The organism is Promicromonospora vindobonensis (assembly GCF_042685865.1).
In the GTDB taxonomy this organism is placed as follows: domain Bacteria; phylum Actinomycetota; class Actinomycetes; order Actinomycetales; family Cellulomonadaceae; genus Promicromonospora; species Promicromonospora vindobonensis.
Genome location: NZ_JBHUOG010000002.1, coordinates 1,743,429 through 1,755,057, shown reverse-complemented (window position 1 = coordinate 1,755,057; position 11,629 = coordinate 1,743,429). Strand labels below are relative to the sequence as shown.

General features: G+C 72.1%; 8 protein-coding genes. 5 read left to right on the top strand and 3 right to left on the bottom strand.

All coding sequences use genetic code 11. The features are described 5' to 3' along the window. Positions 1–61 precede the first annotated feature (61 nt). Both ACFS27_RS21100 and ACFS27_RS21095 read left to right on the top strand, forming a co-directional pair. A complete protein-coding gene (locus ACFS27_RS21100; RefSeq protein WP_377187015.1) occupies positions 62–1,492 on the top strand; it encodes a GntP family permease in 1,431 nt (476 codons plus the stop codon). Continuing rightward, positions 1,489–1,995, top strand: a complete 507-nt coding sequence (locus ACFS27_RS21095) for a gluconokinase (protein WP_377187012.1) — start codon at positions 1,489–1,491, stop codon at positions 1,993–1,995. Before ACFS27_RS21100 ends, ACFS27_RS21095 begins: the two co-directional genes overlap by 4 nt. 21 nt (positions 1,996–2,016) lie before the next feature. Here the strand turns inward: ACFS27_RS21095 and ACFS27_RS21090 are convergent, their stop codons facing one another. Then, positions 2,017–3,348: a cytochrome P450 gene (locus ACFS27_RS21090; protein WP_377187009.1), complete on the bottom strand. Its 1,332-nt coding sequence runs from the start codon at positions 3,346–3,348 to the stop codon at positions 2,017–2,019. Between the two features lie 135 nt (positions 3,349–3,483). Between ACFS27_RS21090 and ACFS27_RS21085 the strand changes: the two genes are divergently transcribed. Next, the gene (locus ACFS27_RS21085) at positions 3,484–4,698 is read left to right on the top strand and encodes a sulfotransferase family protein (RefSeq protein ID WP_377187007.1); all 1,215 of its coding nucleotides are present in this window, start codon (positions 3,484–3,486) and stop codon (positions 4,696–4,698) included. Positions 4,699–4,765: 67 nt separating this feature from the next. Here the strand turns inward: ACFS27_RS21085 and serA are convergent, their stop codons facing one another. Both serA and ACFS27_RS21075 read right to left on the bottom strand, forming a co-directional pair. Continuing rightward, complete coding sequence (gene serA, locus ACFS27_RS21080) at positions 4,766–6,004, bottom strand: phosphoglycerate dehydrogenase (protein WP_377187004.1); 1,239 nt, start codon at positions 6,002–6,004, stop codon at positions 4,766–4,768. Positions 6,005–6,143: 139 nt separating this feature from the next. After that, positions 6,144–8,414: a HelD family protein gene (locus ACFS27_RS21075; RefSeq protein ID WP_377187001.1), complete on the bottom strand. Its 2,271-nt coding sequence runs from the start codon at positions 8,412–8,414 to the stop codon at positions 6,144–6,146. Between the two features lie 121 nt (positions 8,415–8,535). Here ACFS27_RS21075 and ACFS27_RS21070 point away from each other — a divergent pair, with 121 nt between their 5' ends. Together ACFS27_RS21070 and ACFS27_RS21065 are read left to right on the top strand one after the other, a co-directional pair. After that, complete coding sequence (locus ACFS27_RS21070; RefSeq protein WP_377186998.1) at positions 8,536–9,918, top strand: PP2C family protein-serine/threonine phosphatase; 1,383 nt, start codon at positions 8,536–8,538, stop codon at positions 9,916–9,918. After that, complete coding sequence (locus ACFS27_RS21065) at positions 9,915–11,564, top strand: sensor histidine kinase (protein ID WP_377186996.1); 1,650 nt, start codon at positions 9,915–9,917, stop codon at positions 11,562–11,564. Before ACFS27_RS21070 ends, ACFS27_RS21065 begins: the two co-directional genes overlap by 4 nt. Positions 11,565–11,629: the final 65 nt, after the last annotated feature.

Below are 11,629 nucleotides of genomic sequence, written 5' to 3'. Positions count from 1 at the left end.
TCTGCCCTGCTACTGTCGGGACGATCATGCAGGACCGAGGAATGACCGCGAGGAGGCGGCGATGACCGAGATAGAGCCGGTCTACGGGGCGGGCACACTGCTCCTGATCGCAGCGGCGGCCGTCGCTGTGCTGCTGTTCCTGATCATCCGGCTCAAGCTGCACGCGTTCGTCGCGCTCGTGCTGGTCAGCCTCCTCACCGCGGTCGCGGCAGGGATCCCTGTCGCGGACATCCCCGACGCGCTGCTGGGCGGGTTCAGCGGGACGCTGGGCTCGGTGGCGCTGCTGGTGGGATTCGGCGTCATGGTCGGCAGGCTGCTGGAGACGACCGGCGGCGCGCAGGTCCTTGCCGACACGCTCATCGCCCGGTTCGGCGAGAAGCACGCACCGCTCGCCCTCGGCGTCGCCGCCCTCATCTTCGGCTTCCCGATCTTCTTCGATGCCGGCCTCGTGGTGTTCCTGCCGATCATCTTCACCGTCGCACGCCGGTTCGGCGGTGGCATCCTGCGCTACGGCCTGCCGACGGCCGGGGCGTTCGCGGTCATGCACGCCGTGGTGCCTCCGCACCCCGGCCCCGTGGCCGCCGCCGACCTGCTGGGCGGGAACATCGGCCTCACGCTGCTCCTCGGTGTGCCCGTCGCGGTCGGTGCCTGGTTCCTCGGCGTCCACTACGTGGCCCGTTACCTGAGTGCCCGGTACCGCGTCGACGTCCCCGACGCCGTGTTCGGCCGGATGAACGGTGGCCGCTCCGACGGTGCGGAGGATGGTGACGGCGGTGCCGGAACGACGGCCACCGCCACGCAGGCACCGCCGCGCTTCGGCACCGTCCTGCTCATCCTGCTCCTGCCGCTGGTGCTGATCTCGCTCAACACCGTCGTCAGCACCCTGATCACGGCCGGCGCGATCGCCGAGGACGCGGTGTGGGCCAACACCCTGACGCTGATCGGCCAGACGCCCATCGCGCTGCTCATCACCGTGCTGGTGGCGCTCGCCGCGCTGTCGCGCGGCAGGTTCTCGATGGCCCAGGCGACCAGCATCCTCGACGACGCGCTCGGGCCGATCTGCTCGATCATCCTCATCACCGGCGCCGGGGGGATGTTCGGCGGGGTGCTGCGCGCCAGCGGCATCGGCTCGGCGCTCACCGACGCGCTGTCCGGACTCGGCATGCCGATCCTCCTGCAGGCGTTCTTCATCGCGACGGTGCTGCGGGTGGCGCAGGGCTCTGCGACGGTCGCCCTGACGACGACGGCGGGGCTGATCTCGGCGCAGGTGGCCGCCGAGAACCTCAGCGACGTGAAGATCACGCTGCTGGTGTTCGCGGTCGCCGCAGGCGCGACCGTCCTGTCCCACGTCAACGACTCCGGGTTCTGGCTCGTGAGCAGGTTCTTCGGTATGGACGTCAAGACGACGCTCAAGACCTGGACCGTGCTCGAGACGACCCTCGGCGTCGCCATCTTCCTGATCGCCGCGCTGCTCTGGCTCGTGACCGGATGAGCGCGCCACGTCACCTTGTGGTCATGGGCGTGACCGCGACGGGCAAGACGACCGTCGGCCGCGCGCTCGCGGAAGCGCTCGGGGGTGTGTTCGTCGAGGGCGACACGTTCCACCCGCAGGCGAACATCGAGAAGATGTCGGCGGGGATCCCCCTCGACGACGACGACCGGCGGCCATGGCTGCGGGCGCTGGCCGACGAGATCGCCCGGCTCGACGCGGCCGGAGAGCTCTCGGTCACCGCCTGCTCGGCGTTGCGCCGGCCGTACCGCGACTGGCTGCGCGAGGGCTATGCGGGTCTGTTCTTCGTGCATCTCGACTCGACGTTCGACGTCCTGCTCGACCGCATGAAGCGCAGGACCCACTTCATGCCGCCGTCGCTCCTGCAGTCCCAGCTCGACACCCTTGAACCGCTGGAGCCGGACGAGGCGGGGGCCGTCATCGACGACAACCAGGCCGTGGATGCCGTGTTCGCGGACGCGCTCGCAGCGGTCCGGGCGGCCTGAGCGCCCGGTTCGCCCCAAGGCCTAGTGTGCGAACTCCGCCGGCCCCGGCGGCCAGGCGCCGGGTGCGGGCGGGCTGACCGGAGGCGGGAACGTCACGGGGAGCCGGGCGGGGAAACGCATCCACGGGCTGGTCGCCCACTCGACCTTGTCGGGGTCGCCGACGAGCGTCACCTGCAGGCGCTGCAGCAGCTCCGCGACCGCGATCCGCGCGATGACCCGCCCGAGACGCGGCGCGGGGCAGCGGTGCGGGCCCGCGCCGAACGACAGGTAGGCGCGGTTGCCCACCGTGTCCCACGGGTCGGCGGACTGGACCAGCGGGTCGTGGTTGGCCGCGTGCACCCCGACGACCACCGCAGCCCCGCGCTCGATCAGCTTGTCGCCGATCACGACCTCGCGCGTGGCGAACCGAGGCATGAGGTTGGGGTTGGTCGTCGAGCGCCACAGCACCTCGTCGAGCGCGTCGTCGATGTGCAGCCGCCCCCCGGAGACCCGGTTCGAGAAGCGCGGGTCGCTCAGGACCAGCGCGAGGGTCTGCGCGATCCAGGCCAGCAGCGCCTCGTTGGCCGCGAGCGTGATGGCGGTGAGGGTCTGCGCCCGCTCCAGGTCGCTCTCGAAGTTGTCGTGCACCGCGAGGACCCCTGCGATGTCCCTGGTGCCGAGCCTCCTGCTGTGCGCGATGTGCTCGGTCACGATCTCCAGCAGCTCGACGGTCCGCTCACGGGCCGCTGCGCCCGACTCGAAGATCGCCCGCGTGATCTCCTGCAGGCGCTGCGCCTGCCCTGGTTCGAGCCCGTCCAGCTCGGACAGCGCGAGGAACGGGACGACCGCCGCGTACTCGGCGACCAGATCCGCTCGGCCGCGGTCCTCGAACCGGTCGATGAGCATCCCGCACAGGCGGCGGGTGATCGCGGCCGCGCGGGCCTCGTCGACCTGCGACAGCGCGTCGTCGACGGGCGGCCGCATGCGTGCGTGCTTGGCGCCGTCGGCGTCCGCGAGCGTGGGCTTCGGGGCGCGGGGGAGCACGAGGTGGAGCGCCGATTGCGGGCCGAGCAGGTTCTCGGCGTGCCCGTGCCAGATCGACGGGTCCTTGATGAAGGTGCGGTCGTCCCGGAGCACACCCACCGCCTCGTCGTGGCCGAGCACCAGCCACGCGGGGACGCCTGGTTCGAGGTCCACCGGAGCGACCGACCCCCACTGGAGCCGCAGCCGCTCGTACACCTCGTTCGCGTCGGAGGCCGCTGTGGTCTCCACGAGAAGCGTGCGGTGGGTGACGTCGCGTAGTCGTATCAGCGGGTCCGACGGCGGTCGTGCGGTCACGGTTCCCCTCTCGTCGGCGCCCCTGGGCCAGGTCATGTGACGCCGGGTACAAGCCCTCGTTCGGGATGCTAACCGACGAACGCGCGGGTGGCGCCACCAGTTGGGTCACGATCCGGGTCGGTCGCGTCCGGGCGCTTGTCGCCGGGCGGCGGTCTCGGCAGGATGTGCGTCATGCCCCAGGCCACACCGCTGCTCCGACTCCTCAACGTGCTGCTCGCCCCCGGTATGCGCACCCGCAAGGACCCCGACGCCGTCTACGAGCGCCTGCTGCAGGAGGTGCAGAGCGGGCGGGCCACGCTCGGCGCCGACGACCTCGCGGCGGTGGACGGACTCCGGCTGCTCCTTGGCGACCTCGCCGCGTACCCGGAGCTGAGCGCCATGGGCTGGTCGAGCACGCAGGACCAGGTCAGGGACCGGCTGCGCAACCGCGTCGTCGTGCGCGAGGCCCAGGCGAGCCGGCCAGAGGTCCGGGACGAGCCGGTGACCGGGCCGGTGTTCGTCGTCGGTCTGCCGCGGACCGGGACCACGCTGACCTACAACCTGATCGCACGCCACCCTGGTCACCGCGGTCCGAAGCTGTGGGAGATGACCAACCTGGGTCTTCCCCGGCCGGAGGCCGAGCGGGAACGGCTGATCGCGCAGGCCCGCAAGCGGTTCGCGACCGTGGCGAAGCTCAGCCCCGCGTGGGCGCACCTGCACCCGCTGATCGCCGACAGCGAGGAGGAGGACTTCATGCTGCGCGCCCACACCGAGATGTACGCGACGTGGGGCCCTCTCCCGCGCTACCTCGACCACGTGGCGAAGGCGGACCTCACCGACGACTACCTCTTCCTGCGCGACGCGCTGCAGGTCATGGCGGCCGGCGAGGCACCGGAGCGCTGGGTGATCAAGCACCCGATGAACCTGTGGCGGATGCCGGAGATCCTGCGGGCGTTCCCGGACGCGCGGTTCGTCTGGACGCACCGCGCACCGGCGGCCGCCGTCGCCTCCGGCAGCTCGATGGCCGAGGCGACGCACGTGCTGTACACCAAGCCCGGCCGGATCGATCTCGACCGGATCGGCCGGGAGTGGCTGGAGATCTCCGCCGGGGGCGTCGAGCGCGCGATCCGGCTGCGCGAGGAGCTGCCCGCCGACGCGGTGATCGACGTCGTCTACGACGACCTGCTCGCGGACCCGAGGTCGGTGCTGCGCGGGGTGTTCGAGCGCCTGGACCTCGCCTGGGGCGAGGCCGACGACGCCAACCTCGCCGCGTCGCTCGACCGGACCGGCCACCGGCCCCACGTGTACACGCTGGAGCGCTACGGCCTGGACGAGGCCCAGGTCGCGGCAGCCTTCTCGGCCTACACGATCCCGGCGTCCGTGCTCGGCCGATCTGCCGACATGTGACCTCCGGCATGCCAGAAGCCCAGGTCACGCGGGTGACCTGGGCTTCTGGAACGAGGGAGGGAGCGCGTCAGCGGGCGGCCGGCCCCGGCGGGAACTCCGGCCGGTCGAAGGCGTCGCGGATGCGCAGCCTGATCGTCGTGTCCAGGGCCTGGAGCTTCTTGGAGGCACCCCGCTCGGTCACGTCCGAGATGTCCGTGACCACGTAGCCGATGTCGCCGCGCGTGGCGAGCATCTGGCCCTCGATGTTGGCGCCGTGGTCCGCGAAGATCTGGTTCACGGTGGCCAGGACGCCGGGCACGTTGCGGTGCAGCAGCTTGATGCGGCCGACGCCCGTGTGCTCGAGCTGGAGGTTCGGCAGGTTGACGCTGAGCATCGTCGAGCCGGTGGTCACGTAGTCGCTGAGCTTCTTGGCCACGAACTGGCCGATCGACTCCTGCGCCTCCTCGGTGGAGCCGCCCACGTGCGGCGTCAGGATCACGTTGGGCAGGCCGCGCAGCACCGACTCGAAGGTGTCGCCGCGCTTCTTTGGCTCTTCAGGGAAGACGTCCACGGCGGCACCCGACAGGTGTCCCGACGTGATGTGCTCGGCCAGCGAGTCGACGTCGACCACGAACCCGCGGCACAGGTTCAGGAAGATCGCGTCCTGCTTCATGCGGGCGAACTGCTTGGCGCCGAACAGGCCGGCGTTCCCGGAGCGCCCGTCGACGTGCAGCGTCACGATGTCGGCGGTCTCGAGCAGCTCGTCGAGGGTCTCGGCACGGCGCGCGTTGCCGAGCGCCAGCTTCTCCGCGGTGTCGTAGAAGATGACGGACAGGCCGAGGTTCTCGGCGAGCACGGAGAGCTGCGAGCCGATGTTCCCGTAGCCGACGATGCCGAGCGTGCGGCCGCGCACCTCGTGCGAGCCCTCCGCTGACTTGTCCCACACGCCCGAGTGCAGGGCGCGGTCACGCTCCGTCATGCGGCGCGTGAGCGAGATGATCTCGGCGATGGCCAGCTCCACCACGGACCGGGTGTTGGAGAACGGCGCGTTGAACACGGCGACGCCGCGGTTGGCCGCTGCAGTCAGGTTGATCTGGTTGGTGCCGATGCTGAAGGCGCCGACGCCGACGAGGCTCGTCGCCTCGGAGAGCACGCGCGCCGTCACCTCGGACTTGGACCGGATACCCAGCAGCTGGACGCCGTCGAGGGCGGCGATCAGCTCGTCCTCGTCAAGGGCGCCCTTGCGGTAGTCGACCTCGTACCCGGCCGATTCCAGGATCGGCACGGAGGTCGGGTGGACGTTCTCGAGGAGAAGGGCTCGCTGCACGGACCCATGGTGCGCCAGGCGAGGCGGAACCAACAAACGAACGACCCCCGCATCCCGCCCACTGGGACACCCGCTTGTTGTGGGCGTGACCGTTGTGCCTAAAACGGACGCGTAGGAGCAACGATCACGCCCACAACACTCAGAAGCCCTCCGGGAGGGGGCGGGCGTGCACGACCACCAGGCGCTGGGTGGGGCGCGTCATCGCCACGTAGAGGTCGCTGGTCCCGCCGGCACCCTCGGCGATCGCGGCCGGCTCCACCAGCACGACGGCGTCGAACTCCAGCCCCTTGGTCTGACGCGGTGCGAGCACGGTCACCTGGGCGTCCTCCGGACGCTGCGCCGAGAGCCGGGCCGCCTCCGCCGCGCCGACGGCACCTGGCAGGGCCGCGGTGACGGCATCGGCCAGCCGCCCCACACCGGCCCCCGGCGCCACGACGGCGACCCGGCCGGCGTCGGGCCCCACGAGCTCCTTGATGAGACCGAGCGCCTCGGCGACCACAGCGTCGACGTCCGGCAGGCCGTCCGGGCCCGGGGCGGTACGCACGGCGACGAGGGAGTCCTCGACGTCGCGCGCCGCGCGCAGCTCCGAGACGGGCAGCCCGGCGGCCCGCGCCACCCGCTGGGCGGTGTCGGCGACGGTGGACGGAGTCCGGTAGGAGACGGTGAGCTCTGACAGCCGCCACCCGTCGCGCAGCAGCGGGGTGAGCATGCGGTCCCAGTTGCGCGCGCCCGCCGCCGACGACGTCTGGGCGACGTCACCGACGATGGTCATCGACCGGGTCGGCACCCGCCGCACCAGCGACCGCCAGGCCATGGGGGACAGCTCCTGCGCCTCGTCGACCACCACGTGGCCGTAGGTCCACGCACGGTCGCTCGAGGCGCGTTCGGCAGTCGTCAGGGTCGGTCCGCTCGCCGTGAAGCGGGACGCCAGCGTCTCGGCGTCGACCAGGCCGTCGCCCGCGCCGGTCGCGGCGAGCACGCTGCGCGCGTACTCGACCTCGCGCGCCTGCTCGGCCTCGCGGTGGCGGGCCTCGGCCAGCGCCACGGAGTCGTCCTCGCCGAGCAGCTCGTACGCCTCGTCGAGGATCGGCACGTCGGACTCCGTCCACGGAGCGGTGGCGTCCCGCTGCAGGAGGCGGCGCTCGCGGGCGGTGAGCTCCGGCGCGGCCTCGGCCAGCCGGTGCGGCTTGGTGTACAGGTCCGTGACGAGCTTCTCCGGCGTGATCGGCAGCCACGCGATGTTCAGCGCCACGCGGACGTCGCGGTCCGAGCGGAGGTCCTCGAACACCGACCTGCGGTCCTCGCCAGACAGCGGCGCGTCCGTGAAGTCACGGTACTGGTCGGTGAGGCGGTCGAGCATGTCGCGCACGAAAGCGCCCCGCGCCAGGTTGTGCGGCTTGTGCGTGCGGCGTGCGCGGGCGATCGCATCGCTGATGTCCCTCGGCCGGATCACGAAGTCGTGCCCCTCGACCCGCACCGCCACCTCTCGCTCCGGCACCCGCTCCCTTGCCCGCACCGCCCGGCGGATGATCTTGCGCCACAGGAGCAGGCCCTTGAGCCGGGCCACCTGCCCCTCGTCGACGGCGGTCGCGCGGATCCCCGGGATGAGGTCGCCGACCGTCGTGGACACGACACCGGTCTCGCCGAGCGAGGGCAGCACCTGGTCGATGTAGCGCAGGAACGCGCTGGACGGGCCGACGACGAGCACGCCGGAGCGCTCCAGCAGGCGCCGGTGCGCGTACAGGAGGTAGGCGGCGCGGTGCAGCGCCACCGCCGTCTTTCCGGTGCCCGGGCCGCCCTGGACCACGAGCGCGCCGGACAGGTCGGAGCGGATGATGCGGTCCTGCTCGGCCTGGATGGTCGCGACGATGTCCGACATCCGGCCGGTGCGGCCCTGGGCCATCGCCGCGAGCAGCGCGCCCTCGCCGGAGAGCGCGTCGGGGTCGATCTCGCTGTCGAGGTCGAGGACCTCGTCCTCGAGCCCGGTCACCGAGCGACCCTTCGTCACCAGGTGCCGCCGCCGTCGCACGCCGGCCGGGTGCAGCGCCGTGGCCCGGTAGAACGCCTCGGCGGCCGGGGCGCGCCAGTCGGTCAGCATCGAACGGTGCTCGGCGTCGGTCAGGCCGATGCGCCCGACGTACCGGGTGACCGTGCCGTCGGCAGCCTCGTCCGAGAGGTCGAGGCGACCGAAGACCAGCCGGTCCTCGACGGCGTCGAGCTGCGCGGCCCTGTCCTCGTAGAGCGTCGCGAACGCGTCCCGCTCGCTGCGGTTCTGGTGCGTGCCGGTGGCACCCGCCAGGCGGACGTCCCGCAGACGGTCCGCGGTCGTACCCCGGAGGGTGTCCAGCCGGACGTACATCGTGTCGACGACTGCCTGCTCGTGGGCGAGCTCGCCCGCGATTCCCGTCACGCCATACCTCCGTGGTTCACCAGCGAAAATGCTTCGGTCGCAATCAACCGGCCGACCATTATCGCGCACCTGTCGGCCTGTCCGCTGACACAGCGTCATCTCGCTGGATAGGATCGCCGCCATGGCACTGGGCGGGGCAGGTACTGCGGGGCCCGGAAGAGGGCCCGGACCCGAAGCGCGCCCGTCGTGGATCGACGGGCCCATCTCGGTCCTCCTCGTCGAGGACGACGACGCCGACGCGTTCCTCGTGAGCGAGCTCCTCGCCGACGCCGACGTGGAGGCCGACCTCCGAGCCGACCTGCACAGGGCCCGGTCCGTCGACGAGGCCCTCGGCGTGCTGTCGATGGTGGCGGTGGACTGCCTGCTGCTCGACCTCGGTCTGCCCGACGCCGAAGGCCTCGGCGCACTGCGCCGCATCATCGAGGGCATCGAGGTCCTGCCCGTCCAGCCCGCCGTCGTCGTCCTGACGGGGAACACGGCGCACGACCTCGGCGCGTCGGCCGTCGCCAACGGGGCCGACGACTACCTGGTCAAGGGCGACGTGGACGGCGACGGACTCGCCCGCTGCCTCCGGTACGCGACGCTGCGCCGCCGGTCCGCCGCCCAGCAGATCGCGCTGTACCGCAGCGAGGTGCGCGCGGCGGAGACCACCCGCCTCGAGCGTGCGCTGCTGCCGAAGGAGCTGGTCACGGACGAGAAGGTCTCGGTCATGGTGGGCTACCTGCCCGGCGGGAACGGCCTGCTCGGCGGCGACTTCTTCGACACGGTGGAGCGCCCGGACGGCACGCTCGTCACGGTCATCGGCGACGTGGCGGGGCACGGGCCGGACGAGGCGGCGCTCGGCGCCGCCATGCGGACGGCGTGGCGCACCCTCGTCCTCGCGGACACCCCCGCCGACGACGTCCTGCCGCTGCTCGAACGGGTGCTCCTGGCCGAGCGCGGCAGGCCAGAGGTGTTCGTCACGATCTGCCAGGTGGTGATCGCACCCGACCGGCGGCGCATGGACGTCTATCTGGCCGGGCACCTGCCGCCGCTGCTCGTGGTGCCGAGGACGTCGCCCGAGGCCGCCGTGCTGGTCACCCACCACTGCGAGGAGCTGTCCTCGGCGCGCCGCGGCCGTGCCCTCGGCATCCCCGTGGACGGCGGCTGGTCGGCGCACACCGTCGAGCTGCCCGAGGTGTGGACCGCCGTGCTCTACACGGACGGGCTCGTGGAGGCGGCCGTCGGCGCCGACCCGAAGGGCACGCCCATCCTGCCGCCCAGCGCGCACGGCCGCATGCCGCGGCTCGGCGCGCACGGGCTGCGCAGCGTCGTGGAGCGCGAGATGGACCAGGGCACCGACGAGGTGGTGACCCGCGTGCTGCGCCGCGTGCGCGAGCTGCACGGCGGTCCACTGGTCGACGACGCGGCGCTGCTCTTCGTCGGCTGGGCAGGGGCAGGGGCGACGGGCCCGGCAGAACGCACCTCGACGCTCGCCGACTCCGTGGAGTGGTCGCGGGCATGACGCTCGTGCCCGCAGAGCACCGGTTCACCGGTGTGTCCATGCGCAGCCGGCTCGCGCGGCTCCTCGGCGCGGTGGCGGCCATGCTCGTGATCGCGCTCGCCGTCGCGGTGCTCGCGCTGGTCCAGTCGCGCAGCCTGGACGCCCGGGCCGACGGTCCGTACTACCGGGCGCTGGTCGACGGCGAACGCGCGTCGCTGGCGCTGGGGGACGCCGAGGCGTCGCTGCGCGCCTACCGTGCGACGTGCGACGACGCCGCGCTGGAGCCCTGGACGCGCGCGGTCGGGTCGAGGGGGCGCGTCATGCTCCTCGCCGACGTCGAGCGCCGCGCGCTCGAGCCCGACGCGGAGGTCGCGCTGGCCTACCGGGAGGCGCAGCGTCGCACCGACGCCTGGTTCGACGAGTACGCCGAGCCCGTGGTGGCGGCCGTCGAGGCGGCGCCCGCCGGGCAGATGGCGTGCCGGATGGAGCTCCTCGGCACCGCGCCGACCTCCGCGGAGGGGGACGCCCTGTACGAGAGCGCGCGCACCGCCGTCGTGCAGTACCTGGCGGAGCTGAGCGCGCAGCGGGACGAGATCGTGGCGACCCGGGCGGTCTGGGAGCAGCTCCTGCTGGGCGCTGTGATCACGCTGGTCTTCGTCGTCGTGCTCATGGGAACGATGATGTGGCTCGCGCTGGAGTCCTGGGTGATCCGCCCGCTGACCGAGCTGACGGCGGGGGTGCGGGTCGTGAGCAGCGGTGAGCTCAGGCGCGAGATCACGCCGGTGGGCGCCGGTGAGGTGGCGCTGCTCGCCATGCACGTCGAGACGATGCGCAGGGACCTGGTGCACCAGGTGGAGGAGATCCGGCTGTCCCACCAGGAGGTCGAGAACGCGCACGCCCTGCTCAGCGACAAGACGCGCGAGCTCGAACGGTCCAACCGCGACCTGGAGCAGTTCGCCTACGTGGCGTCGCACGACCTCCAGGAGCCGCTGCGCAAGGTCGCCAGCTTCACCCAGCTCCTGCAGAAGCGGTACGGCGGATCGCTCGACGACCGCGCCGACCAGTACATCGAGTTCGCCGTGGACGGCGCCAAGCGCATGCAGCGGCTCATCCAGGACCTGCTCAGCTTCTCCCGGGTGGGTCGAACGGGCGTGCCGCGCGAGGACGTGGACCTCGAGGGGGTGCTCACGGCCGCGCTGTCCGAGCTGTCCGAGCGGACGAAGGAGACGGGCGCGGAGATCGTCCACGACCCGATGCCCGTGGTGCACGGCGAGCGCGCGCTGCTGCAGCAGCTGTTCGTGAACCTGGTCGGCAACTCGCTGAAGTTCCGCGACCCCGAGCGGACGCCGATGATCCGGATCGAGGTGCGGAGCATGCGCGCGCACTGGGAGATCTCGGTGGTGGACAACGGCATCGGCATCGACGCCCAGTACGCGGAGCGGGTCTTCGTCATCTTCCAGCGGCTGCACCCGCGCGAGCAGTACGCGGGCACCGGCATCGGCCTCTCGCTGGTGAAACGCATCGTGGAGTACCACAAGGGGCGCATCTGGATCGAGCCGGCGGCGGGCGGGGGCACCATCGTGCGGTTCACCCTCGCCAGGCGGCAGGGCCAGCCGACGGGCGGGCGGCTTTCGACCGAACGCGCGCAGTCGACTACGCTCGGATGAGGCGGCCTGACCAGGGCCGACGGCGGGACGCGACGAAGAGTCCCGTCGCTGCGGACTCCAGGGGA